This is a genomic window from Actinoplanes sp. NPDC049599 (assembly GCF_044465625.1).
Classification (GTDB): Bacteria; Actinomycetota; Actinomycetes; order Mycobacteriales; family Micromonosporaceae; genus Actinoplanes.
Genome location: NZ_JBITLX010000024.1, coordinates 77,218 through 93,621, shown reverse-complemented (window position 1 = coordinate 93,621; position 16,404 = coordinate 77,218). Strand labels below are relative to the sequence as shown.

The following is a 16,404-nucleotide window of genomic DNA, read 5'->3' as shown; positions in this document are numbered from 1 at the left end:
ACTCATTCCGCTTTCTGTCCCATCCGATGACTTGCTTGAGTACCGGGTCCAACACTTACCGTAGTGAAAAGAGAGCCCGATGGACCTTTTGCCGGAGGTCGCAGTGACTGTCTTCCCCGCACGTCCCGCCCTGCCAGTCCCGTCTCGCAACTATCCACCCGCCATCGATCCTCGACGCACCGCACCGCCCGCGGCGCTCGAGCCTCGCCAGAGTCCCGTCGAGTGGGCCCGCCGCCGCCGCGCTGAGCGCGACGCCCGCCGCCTCGAGGCCGCCGGTGCGCGCGCACTGACCCGCCTCGACCGGCTCGGTCCCGCCTGGCACATCGTCGACTGGCCCCGCACCGATTCGCTGGGCCACGAGAGCGACCCCACCGACGACCGCGCCGGATTCCTCGCGATCGGCCCGGGCGGTGTCTATGCCGTCACCGTCGCCGACCACGGCCGCGCCCGGGTGCTGATCGCCGGGGACGTCGTGCAGATCAACGGCAAGCGCCCGGCGTACGTGGCCGAGGCGCGCCGCGACGCCAAACGGGCCGGCCGGGCCATGAGCTCCGCCGTGGGGCTGAGAGTGCCCGTCACCCCCGTGCTGGCGTTCGTCGGCTCCGGGGTGATCAGCGTGCACGGTCTGCCCAAGGACTGTCTCGTGGCCACCCACAAGGAGCTCGACCGGCTGCTGATCGCCGGCGGCGCGCGGATTTCGCCCGCCACCGCCAGCAAACTCTCCGCCGTGGCACAACAGCCCGCTACCTGGGCAAACGCGCCATATCGGCCGAGCGGCGACTACCGGTGGTACCCAAGCGGCCAAACGGCCGCTGACAAGCGGCCGACCCGCCGGTAACGTTCCTTGCAGGGCACCGCACGCCGTCGCAGGTTGACGCGAGCGACGCCGGCCGGACACTCGAGCGGCCGAGGCTTACGCTTCGGGCCCGGGCAGTCCGGCCGGAGTCAAGCCAGGTGCCCGGCACGGATCAGGAGGAGGTGCGGGTGGCGCACGTCGAGCTCTCACTCTCGGGAGCGTTTGTGCCGCAGGCGCGTACGCCGGACGAGTCCGAGTTCGTCTCGAGCGTCGACCGCTGGGCGGCGACGGTCTGGCAGGCCGTCGAGCCCTGTCTGGTCATCGACGTGGCCTTCAGGATCGTGGCCGTGTCGCCGTCGGCGAGCGAACTCCTCGGACTGGGCAAAGGCCTGGACGCGGTCGGGCAGCCCCTGCTCGGCGCCGAGGGCTCCCTGCGCCTGATCGACTTCACGGCCGGCGGGGGCGACCTCACCGAGCAGGAGATCGAGAAGATTCCGCCGCTGCTCGCGCTCACCAGCGAGCGGCTGGCCCGGGGCCTGATGCGGGTCCAGCCCGACGGTGAGGACAGCCATCTCACGGTCGACGCGATCGCGAGCCCGCTGCTGGAGGCCGGCCGGGTGGCCGCGTCGCTGACCTTCTTCTCCGCGATCCGGTATTAGTCACCCGTTCGTGTGGCGATCAACGCACCCGCTACCCATTGGGAACGTAGGTCTCCGGACCGTAGTGTCTCCCTCATGCTCGATCTAGATCTGCTACCAGAGGAGTACGCGGTGTGCCGGCTGCCGGCCGGTTCCGCCCTGCCCGCTTCCCTGAGCGCCGGTCCGGACGACAAGAGCGTCATCTCCGTGACCTGGGCTCCCGACGAGCTCTCGGTGATCTGCCCGGCCGACCGGGTGCCGGAGGGCGCAACCGTCGAGGCCTCCTGGCGCTGCCTGCGGGTCGTCGGCCCGCTGGACCTGGCGCTCACCGGCGTGCTGGCGTCGCTGATCGGCCCGCTGGCCGAAGCCCGGGTCAACATCGTCGCCTTCTCCACCTACGACACGGACTATCTGCTGATCCCCCAGGTGCGGCTCTCCGAGGCGGTCGACACATTGATAGCCGTCGGTCACCGACTCGCCTCCGCCTGACCGCAGCGGTAACCCGCCGGAGGACCTACCATGGGCGCGTGCTGCGCAACGTCCCTCTCCGACTCCTGGCGCTCGCCGGGTCGTTGACGCTGCTCGCCGCGTGCGGGGAGCCGCCGGCCCCGCCGCTCACCGCGCCGCCCGGACCCTCCGCCAGCCCCGGCACGGGCGCCTCCGGCCCCGTCCTCCCGCTGCCCAGCGGTTACCCCACCGGGCCGCTGCCCACCGGCACCCTGCCGCCGGGTGCCCTGCCACCGGGCGCGCTGCCCACGCTGCCGTACGTGCCGCCCGCGACGCTTCCCCCGGTCGCCACCACGCCGCCGCGGACCACGGCCACCACCACGCCGCCGACCCCGACGGTGTCACCCGCCGCCAAGTGCCCCGCCGCCGGTCCGACGAAGGCGCAGGTGCTCGCGGTCCTGGCGGGTCTGCCCGGCATCCCGGACAAGAAGCTGGAGGTGGCCGAGGGCCCGTTCTGCTCGGGGTCGTGGCAGTTCGCCGCGGTGCGGATCGCCGACGAGGCCAAGGCCGAGCAGCTGTTTGTCGTGACCACGGGCAAGCCCACCGCGCTCAAGGTGATCGAGGCGGGCACCGACGTGTGCAGCACCGAGGTGCAGACCAAGGCGCCCGCCCCGATCCGGGTCCGGGCCTGCGGCGCCTGACCGGCCGCGCCGCCACGGGTACGGGTTGCCGCTAGGCTCGGCACATGCCGGGAAACCCGCCCACCCGCTTCGTCTATCTCGGCCCGGAGGGCACCTTCACCGAGCAGGCGCTGCGGACCATCCCCGCCGCCGAGCACGGGATCCGTACGCCCGCCCGCAGCGTCCCCGAGGCCCTGGAGGCCGTCCGCGCCGGTGACGCCGACGCCGCGCTCGTGCCGCTGGAGAATTCCGTCGGCGGCGCGGTGCCGGTCACCCTGGACGAGCTCGGCACCGGCACGCCCCTGGTGATCACCCGCGAGGTGGTGCTGCCGGTGGAGTTCGTGCTGGCCGCCCGGCAGCTCACCGGCCTGCATCGGATCCGGTCGGTGGCCGCGCACCCGCAGGCGTCCGCGCAGTGCCGCAACTGGCTGCGGACCCACCTGCCCGACGCGGTGGTGGTCGACGTGCTGTCGAACGCAGCGGCCGCGATCAGCGCCGCGACCGGCGAGCACGACGCGGCGATCTGCGCGCCGATCGGGGTGCCCCGCAACGACCTGACGGTGCTCGCCGACAAGATCTCGGACCACGAGGACGCGGTCACCCGGTTCGCGCTGCTGACCCGGCCCGGCCCGCCCGGGCCGCCCACCGGCGACGACGTGACCTCGCTGGCCGTGATGATCGACCATGACCGGGTCGGTGCGCTGCTGTCGGTGCTGACCGAGCTGGCCGTCCGCGGCATCAACCTGTCCCGCATCGAGTCCCGCCCGACCGGCAAGCAGCTCGGCGTCTACGTCTTCTTCCTGGACTGCGGCGGGCACGTCGCGGAGCCGCGGCTGGGCGAGGCGTTGCAGGGGCTGCGGCGGATCTGTGCGGAGGTGCGCTTCCTGGGGTCGTACCCCCGGCACCGGTGGTCGAAGGCCGCCGCCGGGGAGCCGGCGCCGTCGCAGCCGGGCCTGACCAACGCCGACTTCGCCGACAGCGCCGCCTGGCTGGACCGGCTGCGCTCCGGCGAGCCCACCTGACCAGCGCAGCGGCCCGGGTCCTGCAGCGCAGGACCCGGGCCGTTGCCGTGCCGGTGGTGCGAGGGCCGAGGATCAGCCCATCAGGTTGCCGAGGATGCCGCCCTGCTGCTGCTGGCCCTGCGCGGCGCCGGCCAGGCCGCCCGGCGGCTCCTCCGACGGCTGCACGACGACAAAGCCCTGACCGGCGAAGCTCATCGTGAAGCGCTCGCCGGTGCTGCGGCCCAGCAGCGTGCCGAGGCCCATCTGCTCGGCCCGGTGGTAGCCGGTCTGCAGGTTGGCCGACCAGCAGATCGCCGCCTGCGGGTCCACATAGGTCGGCTGGTCCACGCTGAGCACGACCGGGGTGCCCTTGGTGGTGACCGCGATCCGGCCGTAGCCGGAGAAGACGCAGTTGAACAGGCCGGCGTTGGACAGCATGCCGGCGCCGCCGACCATCTTGATGTCGTAGTTCAGCGTCGAGTCGAAGGCCAGGACGTTGGCCCCGTTGATCGACAGGGCGTCGCCCGGCTCGATGTCGATGATGTGGATGTCGGCGGCGTTCTCGGCGAGGAAGACGTCACCGCGGCCGCTGACCTTCATCAGCGGCACACCCTCGCCGGTCAGCTTCTGCTTGAGGAACTTGCCGAGGCCGCCCGAGCCGAGCGCCTCGAACTGCACCTGACCCTGGTACGCGACCATCGTCCCGACGCGGGCCATGAACTCGCCGTTCAGCTCCGCCTTGAGAAGTTTGGAATTCTGCAGCCGAAGTCCCGGCTGGGACGATTCCTTCTCGAGGTTTTCGGCCGAGAACAGTTCGCTGCGCATGGAGGCCCTCCTGTTGGCGTGGATTCTCAGGGTAGGCCCACTCGGCAACGGCCGGGTCGGCCTTTCAGCCCCAACCCAACTCGTGCAACCGCTGGTCGTCTATGCCGAAGTGGTGGGCGATCTCGTGCACCACGGTGATCGCCACCTCGTCGATGACGTCCGTCTCGGTGTCGCAGACCTGCAGCGTGGGCAGCCGGTAGATGGTGATCCGGTCGGGCAGCACGCCGGCGTAGTCCCAGCCGCGATCGGTCAGCGCGGTGCCCTCGTAGAGGCCGAGCAGGCCCATCCCGCCGTCCGGCGGTAGGTCCTCCACCAGGATGACCACGTTGTTCATGACTTTCATCAGGTCGGGTGGCACCTCGTCCAAGGCCTCGCCGACCAGTTCCTCGAAGCGCTCACGGCTCATCTCGACGGGCACGCCGCCCATTGTGCTCCACCCGTGACACCACACGGGTGGAGCACATCGCGGGTCAGGCGAGCTTGGCGCTCAGGGTGATCTCGGCGCCGGGCGACAGCAGCCGGGAGATCGGGCAGTTCTCCTTGGCGCCTTCGGCGATCTTGGCGAACGTGCCCTCGTCGATGCCGGGGACGGTGCCCACGGTCTCGAGATCGATGCGGGTGACCCCGAAGCCGGCGTCACCCTTGTCCAGGTGGACCTTGGCGACGGTCTCGACGGAGGTCGGCGTGAAGCCGGCGTCGGCAAGGCCCTTGGAGAACGCCATCGAGAAGCAGCCGGCGTGTGCGGCGCCGATCAGCTCCTCGGGGTTCGTCCCCTCGCCCTCCTCGAAGCGGGACTTGAAGGAGTAGTTCCCCTCGTACCCGCCCTTACCGGTCTTGATCGTTCCGGAGCCCTCGGTGAGGTTGCCCGACCAGCGGGCGGAAGCAGTGCGAATAGGCATACGACTGACGCTAGCCCATCTCCGTGAGCACTGGTCGGCGGACAGGGCACGGGCAATGATGGATCTCATGCCGGAGAGCGGAGAGGCCGTCGTCGAGTTCGGCGCGGACAACGATGCCGAACGCGCGCCGGGCCGCCGGGCCCCGATCGGCGCCTTCCTGACCGGGCTGGGCGCCGATCGCCGGCTCGTGCCGCTCGCCGCGGCCCTGGGCGGGGTGGCCCTGTTCGCCTCGCTGATCTCCGAGTGGCAGCTCACCGAGGTCGACGGCACGTTCTGGGGCGACGGCGAGGTGGGCGCCCGGCCGCCGCTGGAGACCATGGTGGCCGACCTCGGCGGCTGGGGTGGCGGCTATCTGGCCGGGCTGTTCCTGCTGGTCACCCCGGTGGTGCTGACCCTGTTCGGGCCGTCGGCGGGTCGCCGGTACGCCCGGCTGTGCGCGCTCAGCGTCGGCGGGGTGCTGCTCGCCATGGTGGTCGCGATGGCGTCGTACCTGGGTGACACCAGCCGCACCGTCGGCCAGATCGGCCTGACCGGCCTCGAGGAGGACCAGATCGCCGTCTCGCTCGGCCGGGGCAGCTGGTGCGCGGCGGCCGGCGTGCTGCTGGTCCTGCTGGCGATGGTGCTGGCCGGTCGGCACCTGCGGGCCGGGCCGGCGCCCGCCGACGGCACGGCCGAGGCGGAGCAGCCGGCGCCCGCCGAGGCGCCGATGTGGTCCTGGCGGCGCCCGGACGCCGGCCCGGAGGACGGGCTCCCGGAGGCGCCGTTTGATCTCACCGTGGGCCCCGCGAAGCCGTTCATCACGTCGCCGGACAACCGGGACACCTCCGGCCGAGGGATATCGGGGTGAAAGCCGGACATCGCCGCCGGTAGGCTCACTGCCGTGATTGACCTGCGCCTGCTCCGTGAGGACCCCGACCTGTTCCGCGCCAGCCAGCGGCTGCGCGGCGAGTCCCCGTCGAAGGTCGACGACCTGCTGCGCGCCGATGAGGAGCGCCGGGCCGCGACGAGGAAGTTCGAAGCCGTACGGGCGGAGCAGAAGTCTCTCGGTGGCGAGGTCTCGCGGGCCCAGGGTGACGAGCGGGCGGCGCTGCTGGCGCGCACCAAGGAGCTCAGCGCCACGGTGAAGGAGGCACAGGCCGCGACCACCCGGGCCGACCAGGCCCTGCGCGAGGCTCACCTGGCCGTGCCCAACCTGGTGCAGGACGGTGTCCCGCCGGGCGGCGAGGACGACTTCGTGGTGCTGCGCGAGGTCGGCGACCTCCCGCAGATCGACAACCCGAAGGACCACCTGGAGATCGGCGAGGCGCTGCGCGCGATCGACACCGAGCGCGGGGCCAAGGTGTCCGGCTCGCGGTTCTACTTCCTCACCGGCGTGGGCGCGCTGCTCCAGCTCGGCATGCTGCAGCTGGCCATCGCCCAGGCCGTCGAGCACGGGTTCATCCCGTCGATCACCCCCGCGCTGGTCAAGCCGGAGGCGATGGAGGGCACCGGCTTCCTCGGCGCCCACGCCGGCGAGATCTACCGCCTCGAGGCCGACGACCTCTACCTGGTCGGCACGTCGGAGGTGGCGCTGGCGGCGTACCACTCGAACGAGATCCTGGATCTCGAGCGGGGACCGGAACGGTTCGCCGGCTGGTCGTCGTGTTTCCGCCGGGAGGCCGGCTCGCACGGCCGGGACGTCCGCGGCATCCTGCGCGTGCACCAGTTCGACAAGGTGGAGATGTTCTCGTTCTGCAAGCCCGAGGACGCCGCCGGCGAGCACGAACGACTGCTCGCGATGGAGGAGGAGATGCTCGCCAAGGTCGAGATCCCGTACCGGGTGATCGACGTGGCGGCCGGTGACCTCGGCTCCAGCGCGACCCGCAAGTTCGACTGCGAGGCCTGGGTGCCGTCGCAGCAGCGCTACCGCGAGGTCACCTCGACGTCGAACTGCACCACGTTCCAGGCGCGCCGGCTCAACATCCGCTACCGCGACGAGGACGGCAAGGCGCAGACGGCCGCCACGCTCAACGGCACGCTCGCCACGACCCGCTGGCTGATCCCGATCCTGGAGAACCACCAGCAGCCGGACGGCTCGGTGCGGGTGCCCAAGGCGCTGCAGCCGTACCTGGGCGGCCGGGACGTGCTGGAACCTTCGCGTTGACGAACTGGTAACCGGCCCGCTACCAAACGGCATAGCCGCTGGTGGCCGGGCCGGTGTAACGTTTTCCTTCCGCCCTCCGCGGGGGTTGTCACACCCTCGGAGGCATGCATGGTCAAGCCTGGACTGCCCAAGCTGATCGCCACGGATCTGGACGGGACGCTCGTCCGCAGCGACGACACAGTTTCCGCGTACACCCATGAGGTGCTCGGCCGGGTCCGCGCCGCCGGCATCCGGATCGTCGGCGCGACCGGCCGCGGCCCGCGGCTGACCAGTCTGGTGCGCAACGACATCCGGGACGCCGACTTCCTCGTGCTTGCCCAGGGCGGCTGGGTCATCGACCAGCAGCTCGGCCAGGTGCTGCGCGCCGCCCGGCTGCCCGGCCGCGACCTGGAGCTCGCGCTGTCGAACCTGGAAGCCGCCGCCGGGCCGCTGTCGGTGATGGTCGAGGCGCTGGCGCACGACGACGCGCCGCTCTGGGGCGACTTCGACCCGAGCTGGCGCTACCCGGTCGTGGTGGAGCAGCGCCCGCGCGCGGAGTGCGTGACCGGTGACGTGATCAAGGCGTTCGCCCGGTCGTTCGCGCACCACGTGGACGATCTGCTGGCGGTGGCCCAGCGGGTGATCCCGGCGCACGTGGCCTCGGTCACCCAGGCCGGGCTGAACTACCTCGAGATCTGCCCGCCGGACGTGGACAAAGGCACCGGGCTGGCGGTCGTCGCGGAGGCGGTCGGCGTCGACCCGGCCGACGTGCTGGTCTTCGGCGACATGCCCAATGACCTGCCGATGTTCGCCTGGGCCGGGTGGGGCCGGGTGGCGGTGCGCAACGCCCATCCGGCGCTGCTCGCGGTCGCCGACGAGGTCACCCTGAGCAACGACGAGGACGGGGTGGCCGTCTATCTGGACCGGCTACTGTCGAGGTGATGCATCCTTTTCGGCTCGTCGCCTCCGACATCGACGGCACCCTGATCCGGGCTGACGGCACGCTCAGTCCCCGCACCATCGAGGTCCTCGACCAGCTGTACTCGCGCGGCGTCCCCACGGTGCTCGTGACGGGCCGGCCGGTGCGCTGGCTGCGCCAGCTCTACGACCAGATGCTCGAGCCGCTGCCGGCGGTCTGCGCCAACGGCGCCGTGGTCTACGACCCCGACACCGACGAGATCCTGCGGGCCGCGCCGCTCTCGGTCGACCTGCTGCTGGACGTGACCCGGCAGCTGCGGGAAGCCGTGCCGGACGTCGCGCTCGCCGTTGAGGTCGAGGACGGCCGCAGCTTCTGGTACGAGGAGAAGTGGCCCTTGCACTGGGACGGCGAGCACAAGCAGGTCCGGGTGCTCGCGTCGCCCGAGGAGCTGACGTCCGTACCGGCGGTGAAGCTGCTCGCCCGCTCGGCCAGTTACGGCCCGGACGAGTTCGCCGCGCTGGTCAGCCGGACCCTGGGCGGCATCGCCGAGGCCACCCACTCGTCGTCGTCCGCGCTGGTGGAGATCTCCGCCGCCGGCGTGACCAAGGCCGCCGGGCTGGCCTGGCTCTGCGAGCGCGAGGGCTTCACCGCCGCGGACGTGGTGGCCTTCGGCGACATGCCGAACGACCTCCCCCTGCTGGCGTGGGCGGGCCGTTCCGTGGCGATGGGCAACGCCCACCCCGCCCTCAAGGAGATCGCCGACGAGGTGACCCTCACCAACGACGAGGACGGCGTGGCCGCTTACCTGGAAAAGGTCTTCTCGCTCTAGAGATACTGGCCGGTGCGGCCGCTGCCGTCGCCGTTGGCCTGGCCCGGCATGCCGGGCATGATCCCGTGGGGGCCCACCGGCAGGGCGGGCCGGCCGGCGTTGCCGCCGCGCATCTGCTCCAGCTGGAGCCGGGCCGCCATCTGCTGGGCGACCAGGGCCGCCTGGATGCCGTGGAACAGACCCTCCAGCCAGCCCACCAGCTGCGCCTGGGCGATCCGCAGCTCGGGCTCGCTGGGCGGGGTGTCACCCTCGAACGGCAGCGACAGCCGTTCCAGCTCCTCCTGGAGCTCCGGGGCCAGCCCGTCCTCGAGTTCCTTGATCGACCGCTGGTGGATCTCCCGCAGCCGGCCCCGGCTGGCCTCGTCCAGCGGAGCCGCCCGGACTTCCTCCAGCAGCTGCTTGATCATGCTGCCGATCCGCATCACCTTGGCGGGCTGCTCGATCAGGTTGCCGGGCTCCTCGGGCTTGAGATTGCCGTCGGACCCGACCGTGCCCAGGGGGCGGCCGTCGGGGCCCACCACGATGACGGAGTCGTCTTCCTGCTGGTCTGAGGTACGGGTGTCGTCGGTCATGCGTTCCATCTTGCCGCAGCCGACCGAGCGGGATGTCAGGGGCGTAGCTCGGCCACCGCGCACTTGACCGAGCCGCCACCCCGCTTGAGCTCGGTCAACTCGACCAGCACCGGGGTGTAGCCGTGCGCCCGCACCTTGTCGGCCATCGCGGTCGCCTCGGTGTTGAGGATCACGTGATGACCGTCACTGACCAGGTTCAGCCCGAACGCGTCGGCGTCCGTCCGGTCGGCGATGACGGCGTCCGGGAACAGCTGGCGCAGCACCAGCTGAGACGCCGACGAGAAGGCCTCCGGGTAGTACGTGATGTGCCGGTCGTCGAGCGCGGCCAGCGCGGTGTCCAGGTGGTAGAAGGCGGGGTCGACCAGCCTGAGCGAGAGCACCGGACGGCCGAGCACCTCCTGGGCCTCCGCGTGCGCGGCCGGGTCGGTACGGAAGCCGTGACCGGCAAGGATCAGCCCGCCGTATGCCCCGGGCAGGTAGGTGAAGTCGCCCTCGCCCTCGTTCACGTGCTCCGGGTCGGCGAAGGTCCACGGCCCGCCGGCGTAGAAGAGCTGGTGGGCAGCGGCCTCGGCGGCGCGCTGGGGGTGCTTGAAGCGGGCGCCGTAGACCCTGCCGTCGACGGAGAAGGCGCCGTTGGCCGCGTACACCATGTCGGGCAGGCCGGGACGGGCGTCCAGCACGTGTACGGCGTGCCCCAGCGAGCTGAGCGTGTCGCGGAGCAGGTGCCACTGCTTGAGCGCGAGGGCCGGGTCAACCGGGACGGTGGTGTCCATCCAGGGGTTGATCGTGTACTCGACCGTGAAGTGCTCGGGCGGACACATGAGATATGTCCTGTTTCGCGGCAAGCGCTCCGTGTAGCTCATGAGGTAAAGGGTAGGTAGGCTGACACGTTGGAAACAGCTCGAACTCTTGCTCGTCGGAGGCGAATCGTTGCGGATGGACGCCGTTGACCAGCGAATCATTGCGTTGCTCGTGGCAGACGCGCGGGCGTCGTACGCCGAGATCGGCGCCAAGGTCTCGCTGAGTGCCCCCGCGGTGAAGCGGCGCGTGGACCGGCTGCGCTCCAGCGGGGTCATCAAGGGATTCACGACCGTCATCGAGCCGGCCGCGGTGGGCTGGACCACCGAGGCGTTCGTCGAGCTGTTCTGCACCGGCCGCACCACGCCGGCGCAGATCACCGTGGCCACCCGCCGGCACCCCGAGGTGGTCGGGGCGTACACGGTCTCCGGTCAGGCGGACGCGCTCGTGCACCTGCGCGCCGCCGACATCGGGCACCTGGAGCAGGCCCTCGAACGGCTGCGGGCCGAGCCGTTCGTCACCTCCACCCGCAGCATGGTGGTGCTGTCCCGGCTGGTCGAGATCCCCACCCCGGTGCCCGCGCCGAATTAGCCCGGAACCGGGGACGGGTCACGCAGCGTCCCACCGGCATGTCACGCCGTCTGGTTCTCTCCGCCGTAGTCGCTCTCAGCCTGCCGCTCGCGGGTTGCACCGCGGATCGTCCCGCCCCTCCGACCAGCCCCCCGCCACCGACCGGTGCGGCGATGCGGCTGGTCGCTTTTGACTCCTGTCAGCAACTCGTCGCCGACCTGCGCAAGGCGGCCAAGGCCAGCGTCGGGCCGTACGGCCTGCCCGGCAGCGAGCCGATGTACCCGGCGACGGCGGCCATGGAAGGCGGCACCCGCACCATGGCCGACGCCGCGGGCCAGCCGGCGACAGCCTCGGGCCCGGCGTTCTCCGGCACCAACGTGCACGAGCAGGGCGCCGACGAGCCCGACGTGATCAAGACCGACGGCCGGCGCATCGTCACCATCAGCGACGGCGTGCTGCGGGTCGTCGACACCGCCACCCGCCGGGAGACCGGCAAGGTCAGCCTCGGCGTCGGCCGGATCGGCGAGCTCCAGCTGCTGCTCTCCGGCGACTCGGCCCTGGTGCTCGTGCCGCCGAGCTACGGCCGGCCGTTCCTGCGCGAGAAGCCCGCACTGCCCAGCGACGGTCCCCGGGTGCTGCTCGTCGACCTGACCGGAACGCCCACGGTGGCCAGCACCTACCGCGCGGAGGGCACCCTGATCGACGCCCGGATGACCGGCAGCACGGCCCGCATCGTGCTGCGCAGCACGCCCCGGATCACCTTCCCGGATCAACCCTTCGCGGGCGCCGAGGACAAACGGATCACGGCCAACCGGGCGGTCATCAACGACGCTCCCGACTCGGCCTGGCTGCCGCGCTGGGAGGTCACCGGCCGCACCGGCACCACCGAGGGCCAGGTCGACTGCGCCCGGGTCAGCCGGCCCGCCGAGTACTCGGGCGGCACCATGGTCACCGTCGTCACGTTCGACCTGGCCCGCCCGGAGCTCGGCAGCGGCGACCCGGTCTCGGTGGTGGCCGACGGCGACCGCGTCTACGCCACCCCGGACAGCCTCTACCTGGCCAGCGACGACCGCTGGCGGTACGACCTGTTCCCCGGCCGCCGGGCCGCCCCGGACAGCCAGCAGACGGAACTGTTCAAGTTCGCCCTCGCCGGCAACCAGCCGCCGACCTACCGGGCGTCCGGCACCGTGCCCGGCTACCTGCTCAACCAGTACGCGATGTCCGAATGGGACGGGCACCTGCGCGTCGCCACCACCGACGCGGCGACCAACCGCTCGGCGGTGCGGGTGCTCGCCGACCGGGACGGCAAGCTGGTCCAGACCGGGATCGCCGACGGCCTCGGCAACGGCGAGCAGATCTACTCGGTCCGCTTCGTCGGCGACCGCGGTTACGTGGTCACGTTCCGGCAGACGGACCCGCTCTACAGCCTGGACCTGCGCGACCCGGCGAAGCCCGTGGTCACCGGCGAACTGAAGATCAACGGCTACTCGGCGCACCTCCAGCCGGTCGGCGAGAACCGGCTGGTCGGCATCGGCCAGGAGGCCGACGACAACGGGCGTACGCAGGGTCTGCAGGTGTCGCTCTTCGACGTGGCGGACCCGGCGCACCCGAAGCGCCTCGCCCGGTACCACCTGCCCCAGGCGTACTCCCACGCCGAGTACGACCCGCACGCCCTGCTCTGGTGGCCGGCGACGCAGCTGCTGGTCGTACCGGTGGAATCCCAGGGCGCGCTGGCACTGCGGGTGACCGACGACCTCACCCTGACCGACCGGCTCGACCAGCCCGCGCTGCTGCGGTCGCTGGTGGTCGGCACCGAGCTGTGGACGCTGTCGAAGGCCGGCCTGCGGGCCTCCGACCTGTCCACCCTGGACCAGCTGGCCTGGGTGCCGCTGCGCGGCTAGAGGTACATCCCCGGGCGGTGGTCGTCGCCGTCCTTGGCGTCCTTCGGCGGGGTGGGCTTGTCCCCCTCGCCGAAGAACCGCTTACCGCCGAACTCGCCGTGCAGCCGGTCGTCCAGCTCGTCGGCGAGCCCGGTCATCACCTGCACGGCGAGCATGAGGTGGGTGGCCTGGAAGTTGCGGCCGAAGACCGGGATGGAGGCCCAGACGGTGTCCTGCGCGACGTAGAGGCGGCCGATCGGCATCCGGTTGGTCAGCTCGGAGAGCTTGACGTAGAGCTGCTCGGTCGGCTCAACCTCGGTCAGGATCGGCGAGAACACGTCGACCAGCGGCGGATTGTCGCGGCACCGGACGAACACCATCGCGGAGCCGGCCCGGATGCCGATGTCCCCGTCGGTGTCGACCTGCAGCTGGTCCACGGTGGTCTTCGACATGGTGGCGACAACCGTGCGCACCCGCTCCTCGAGCGGGATGACCTCATCGGCGGCGTTGGCCAGCGCCTCGGACAGCACGCCGTCCTCATCCAGGTCGTCCAGGCTCAGCTCATCGTCGATGCTCGGCTCGTGCCGCGCGGTGCCGATCGGCGCGGTCTCGATCGGCTCGTCCTCCTCGTCGTGCACGAGGTAGACCAGGAAGGCCGGGTGCGGCGCGCCGTAGACGTCCCGCAGCGTGCGGGAAACCACCGTGGCCAGCTGCTTCGCGCCGTCGGTGGTGGTGCGCAGACCGAACGAGTCACCCGAGCCGGGCAGCACCCCCGGCGGCGACCAGCCGAGCGCGACCAGGTCGGCCACCGAGGCCCGGTTCATCCGGAACCCCTCGGGCAACCCGGCATTGCCCACCGCAAGCGCCTCGATGGCGCCGTCGGGCAGCACCCGCATGCTCACCGAATAGACGGCGGTGCCGGTGCCCGAAGCGGTCGGGTCGAGCGTGATGTCGACGTGCGCGCCGGCGGCCAGCGTGGGCAGCAGCGCGGACAACGCCCCGGCGAACTCGCGCCAGGCCTCCGTCACCTTGGCCCGCAGGTCGGCCGTGGTCGGCTCGTCCAACAGGACACCCTCGTGCTGGTCAGCAGTGTTATCCGCCGTCATGATCGGCACCTCCGCCCGCCACCCTATCGAGCGCGCCGCCGGCCCACCGGCCGCGTCTCATTCCCGACCCTCGCCGCGCGGGGGTCGGGCGCGTTGCCGGCTCACCGCCCGGGGTTCATTCCTGGCCGGCTGGCTGCCGGCTCACCGCCCGGGGTTCATACCTGGCCGGCGGGCTGCCGGCTCAGCGGCTGGGGCTCAATCCCGGTCGTCGGCCGGCCAGTCGAGTGCCAGGGAGCTGATCCGGGCGGCGATGTCCGCCGGGTCCGCGCCGCGGCCCACGGCCAGCCCCATCAGGTACGCCGTGACCGGCGCACCCGGCCGCACCACGTGGTGCGCGACATCGCGGGCGACGTCCAGCACCGCCTTCTGCTCCACGTCAGCCGGGGTCAACCCCAGTTCGTCGCAGGCCGCAGCGATCCAGGTCTCGAGCACGCTCACCGGGCCCATTCCTCCGCAGTACGCAGGTCATCATCGGTATCGCAATCGAACCAGGGCGGCGGCCCCGGGCGTCGCCAGGACACCTCGATGAACCGCAGCTGGTCCATAAGCGCATGCATCGGGGCGCCGTGCAGGCTGCCCCGTTCCTCGGCCACCCGCTGGAGCGCCGCACGCAGGGCGTCCGTCCGCCAGACCCCGCAGAGCGACTGCAGCCGGCCCTCGGCGTCCCGGTAGACCGCACCCTGCATGGGCGCCGACTCGACCGTGAGCCGAAGCACATCGATGGCCTCGCCGGTGAGCAGAGGCAGGTCCGCCGCAAGCAGCGCCGTGAAGCTGACATCCGCGGGAACCAGCTCAAGACCGGCGGCGGTCGCGGCAACCGGGCCACCACCGGGCGGCTGCTCACTGGTCGAGGCGACCGGCACAGGCAGGTCGGGAGGAACACGTCCGACCACCACCTGCGGGTCGGCGTCATGCACCGCGGCCAGGACACGCGTCAGCATCGACTGCCCGGCCACCGGGATGGTGGGCTTGTCCGCACCACCCATCCGACGTGCCGCACCGCCGGCCAACACCACCGCCGCGAATCCCCCCACGTACGTACCGTATCCCGTGGGGGACATGAGCGTGACCGGGCGGACGGCTTGCCGGGTGGGTGCGCTGGTGAGAGTGGGGCGGTTTGTCGGGCTTGCGGGGTCCTGGCCGCGGTGATCGCAAGGGGCCGGACGATCTTGATGGGCGCGGGGTGACGGGCAGCGATCCGGTCCCCGGTCACCCGCGGGGGCGCAGCTGGCTCCCGGTCTTCGCTCGGTTGCAGCGGCTGGGGGTTCCGGTCCCTGCCCGGGTGGGACGACCAGGTTCCGATCTGACCCGAGCGCAGCGGGCGGGTTCCTGTCCCGGCCCAGGTGCAACGGCCGAGGTTCGCTTGCGGCCCGGGCGGCGGGCGCTCTCGGTTCTGTGGCGGCTGGGCTGCGCTGGTGATGCGGGCTGCGGTGATCGGCATACGCTCGGGTGATGGCGCGCACCACGAACCGGCGACCCGTTATGAAGATCGATCTGGCGGGGACAGCCGGGCCGCGCCGGCGGCCCGATGAGCTGGCCGCCGAGGAGCCGTTGGAGATCCGCTTGCGCCAGGCGCCGTTGGCGGTGACCATGCGGACCCCCGGCCAGGACATTGATCTGGCGATGGGTTTCCTGCTGACCGAGGGTGTCATCCGGGCCGCGGCCGATGTGGTGACCGCCCAGCTCTGCGCCGGCACGGACACGCCGAACACGTACAACGTGGTCGACGTGGTGCTGGGGGCGGACGTGCCGGCGCCGGTGACCGATCCGAGTCGCAACTTCTACACGACCAGCTCGTGCGGGGTGTGCGGCAAGGCCAGCATCGACGCGGTCCGCACCCGTTCGCAGTTTGATGTGGCCGGCGACGCCTGCACGGTGCCGGCGCGGATGCTCGCCGACCTGCCGGACCGGCTCCGGGCCGCCCAGCGCTCCTTCGAGCGCACCGGCGGACTGCACGCGGCCGGCCTGTTCACCGCCGCGGGGGAGCTGCTGGTGCTGCGCGAGGATGTCGGGCGGCACAACGCGGTCGACAAGGTCATCGGGTGGGCGCTGCGCGAGGGACGGCTGCCGCTGGCCGGGCACGTGCTGCTGGTCTCCGGGCGGGCCAGCTTCGAGCTGACCCAGAAGGCCTGGATGGCGGGAATTCCGCTGCTCGCGGCCGTGTCCGCGCCGAGCACCCTCGCGGCCGAACTGGCGGACGAGGCGGGGATGACGCTGGTCGGCTTCCTGCGGGGACAGACCATGAACGTGTACGCCGGTTCGCACCGCGTGACCGTCTGACCTTCGTACGGTCTTCGGCGACCCTTCACCCGTGCCATGCGG

General features: G+C 71.7%; 20 protein-coding genes. 12 read left to right on the top strand and 8 right to left on the bottom strand.

The window, feature by feature from the left end; genetic code table 11:
* The first annotated feature begins 103 nt into the window (after positions 1 to 103).
* The 5 genes from ACIBQZ_RS32485 (at position 104) to pheA (ending at position 3,583) form a co-directional block, all read left to right on the top strand.
* Positions 104 to 838: a hypothetical protein gene (locus tag ACIBQZ_RS32485; protein ID WP_396092695.1), complete on the top strand. Its 735-nt coding sequence runs from the start codon at positions 104 to 106 to the stop codon at positions 836 to 838.
* A 146-nt stretch (positions 839 to 984) separates the two neighbouring features.
* Positions 985 to 1,455 carry a hypothetical protein gene (locus ACIBQZ_RS32480; protein WP_396092648.1) on the top strand — a complete coding sequence of 157 codons (471 nt, stop codon included), beginning with the start codon at positions 985 to 987 and terminating at the stop codon, positions 1,453 to 1,455.
* 75 nt (positions 1,456 to 1,530) lie between these two features.
* On the top strand, positions 1,531 to 1,923 hold the full coding sequence (locus ACIBQZ_RS32475) for an ACT domain-containing protein (RefSeq protein WP_396092647.1): 393 nt from the start codon (positions 1,531 to 1,533) through the stop codon (positions 1,921 to 1,923).
* Between the two features lie 38 nt (positions 1,924 to 1,961).
* Positions 1,962 to 2,582: a hypothetical protein gene (locus ACIBQZ_RS32470; protein ID WP_396092646.1), complete on the top strand. Its 621-nt coding sequence runs from the start codon at positions 1,962 to 1,964 to the stop codon at positions 2,580 to 2,582.
* 44 nt (positions 2,583 to 2,626) lie between these two features.
* Positions 2,627 to 3,583, top strand: a complete 957-nt coding sequence (pheA, locus tag ACIBQZ_RS32465; RefSeq protein WP_396092645.1) for a prephenate dehydratase — start codon at positions 2,627 to 2,629, stop codon at positions 3,581 to 3,583.
* A 72-nt stretch (positions 3,584 to 3,655) separates the two neighbouring features.
* Here the strand turns inward: pheA and ACIBQZ_RS32460 are convergent, their stop codons facing one another.
* The 3 genes from ACIBQZ_RS32460 to ACIBQZ_RS32450 form a co-directional block, all read right to left on the bottom strand.
* Positions 3,656 to 4,387 carry an AIM24 family protein gene (locus tag ACIBQZ_RS32460; protein ID WP_396092644.1) on the bottom strand — a complete coding sequence of 244 codons (732 nt, stop codon included), beginning with the start codon at positions 4,385 to 4,387 and terminating at the stop codon, positions 3,656 to 3,658.
* Positions 4,388 to 4,451: 64 nt separating this feature from the next.
* The gene (locus ACIBQZ_RS32455) at positions 4,452 to 4,814 is read right to left on the bottom strand and encodes a metallopeptidase family protein (RefSeq protein ID WP_396092643.1); all 363 of its coding nucleotides are present in this window, start codon (positions 4,812 to 4,814) and stop codon (positions 4,452 to 4,454) included.
* A gap of 43 nt (positions 4,815 to 4,857) precedes the next feature.
* Positions 4,858 to 5,286, bottom strand: coding sequence for an OsmC family protein (locus ACIBQZ_RS32450; RefSeq protein WP_396092642.1), 429 nt, complete (start codon positions 5,284 to 5,286; stop codon positions 4,858 to 4,860).
* A 67-nt stretch (positions 5,287 to 5,353) separates the two neighbouring features.
* On the opposite strand from ACIBQZ_RS32450, the gene ACIBQZ_RS32445 reads away from it, so the two are divergent.
* From ACIBQZ_RS32445 to ACIBQZ_RS32430, 4 genes are all read left to right on the top strand, one after another.
* Positions 5,354 to 6,133 (top strand): hypothetical protein, encoded by a 780-nt coding sequence (locus ACIBQZ_RS32445; protein WP_396092641.1) that lies wholly within the window; start codon positions 5,354 to 5,356, stop codon positions 6,131 to 6,133.
* 33 nt (positions 6,134 to 6,166) lie between these two features.
* Positions 6,167 to 7,429 carry a serine--tRNA ligase gene (gene serS / locus ACIBQZ_RS32440; protein WP_396092640.1) on the top strand — a complete coding sequence of 421 codons (1,263 nt, stop codon included), beginning with the start codon at positions 6,167 to 6,169 and terminating at the stop codon, positions 7,427 to 7,429.
* 108 nt (positions 7,430 to 7,537) lie between these two features.
* Positions 7,538 to 8,350 carry an HAD family hydrolase gene (locus ACIBQZ_RS32435; protein ID WP_396092639.1) on the top strand — a complete coding sequence of 271 codons (813 nt, stop codon included), beginning with the start codon at positions 7,538 to 7,540 and terminating at the stop codon, positions 8,348 to 8,350.
* The gene (locus tag ACIBQZ_RS32430) at positions 8,350 to 9,156 is read left to right on the top strand and encodes an HAD family hydrolase (protein ID WP_396092638.1); all 807 of its coding nucleotides are present in this window, start codon (positions 8,350 to 8,352) and stop codon (positions 9,154 to 9,156) included. Before ACIBQZ_RS32435 ends, ACIBQZ_RS32430 begins: the two co-directional genes overlap by 1 nt.
* Here the strand turns inward: ACIBQZ_RS32430 and ACIBQZ_RS32425 are convergent.
* Positions 9,153 to 9,728, bottom strand: a complete 576-nt coding sequence (locus ACIBQZ_RS32425) for a bacterial proteasome activator family protein (protein ID WP_396092637.1) — start codon at positions 9,726 to 9,728, stop codon at positions 9,153 to 9,155. The genes ACIBQZ_RS32430 and ACIBQZ_RS32425 overlap by 4 nt on opposite strands.
* A 35-nt stretch (positions 9,729 to 9,763) precedes the next feature.
* Positions 9,764 to 10,591 (bottom strand): dimethylargininase, encoded by an 828-nt coding sequence (ddaH, locus tag ACIBQZ_RS32420; protein WP_396092636.1) that lies wholly within the window; start codon positions 10,589 to 10,591, stop codon positions 9,764 to 9,766.
* A gap of 67 nt (positions 10,592 to 10,658) precedes the next feature.
* Here ddaH and ACIBQZ_RS32415 point away from each other — a divergent pair, with 67 nt between their 5' ends.
* Positions 10,659 to 11,117, top strand: a complete 459-nt coding sequence (locus ACIBQZ_RS32415) for an Lrp/AsnC family transcriptional regulator (protein ID WP_396092635.1) — start codon at positions 10,659 to 10,661, stop codon at positions 11,115 to 11,117.
* Positions 11,118 to 11,269: 152 nt separating this feature from the next.
* On the top strand, positions 11,270 to 12,997 hold the full coding sequence (locus tag ACIBQZ_RS32410) for a beta-propeller domain-containing protein (protein ID WP_396092634.1): 1,728 nt from the start codon (positions 11,270 to 11,272) through the stop codon (positions 12,995 to 12,997).
* Here the strand turns inward: ACIBQZ_RS32410 and ACIBQZ_RS32405 are convergent.
* From ACIBQZ_RS32405 to ACIBQZ_RS32395, 3 genes are all read right to left on the bottom strand, one after another.
* Positions 12,994 to 14,082, bottom strand: a complete 1,089-nt coding sequence (locus tag ACIBQZ_RS32405) for a T3SS (YopN, CesT) and YbjN peptide-binding chaperone 1 (protein ID WP_396092633.1) — start codon at positions 14,080 to 14,082, stop codon at positions 12,994 to 12,996. The two genes, ACIBQZ_RS32410 and ACIBQZ_RS32405, sit on opposite strands and share 4 nt — an antisense overlap.
* Positions 14,083 to 14,277: 195 nt before the next feature.
* Positions 14,278 to 14,520, bottom strand: coding sequence for a DUF6457 domain-containing protein (locus ACIBQZ_RS32400; protein WP_396092632.1), 243 nt, complete (start codon positions 14,518 to 14,520; stop codon positions 14,278 to 14,280).
* On the bottom strand, positions 14,517 to 15,068 hold the full coding sequence (locus ACIBQZ_RS32395) for a molybdenum cofactor guanylyltransferase (protein WP_396092694.1): 552 nt from the start codon (positions 15,066 to 15,068) through the stop codon (positions 14,517 to 14,519). Before ACIBQZ_RS32395 ends, ACIBQZ_RS32400 begins: the two co-directional genes overlap by 4 nt.
* A gap of 466 nt (positions 15,069 to 15,534) precedes the next feature.
* Between ACIBQZ_RS32395 and fdhD the strand changes: the two genes are divergently transcribed.
* Positions 15,535 to 16,362, top strand: a complete 828-nt coding sequence (gene fdhD / locus ACIBQZ_RS32390) for a formate dehydrogenase accessory sulfurtransferase FdhD (RefSeq protein ID WP_396092631.1) — start codon at positions 15,535 to 15,537, stop codon at positions 16,360 to 16,362.
* Positions 16,363 to 16,404 lie beyond the last annotated feature (42 nt).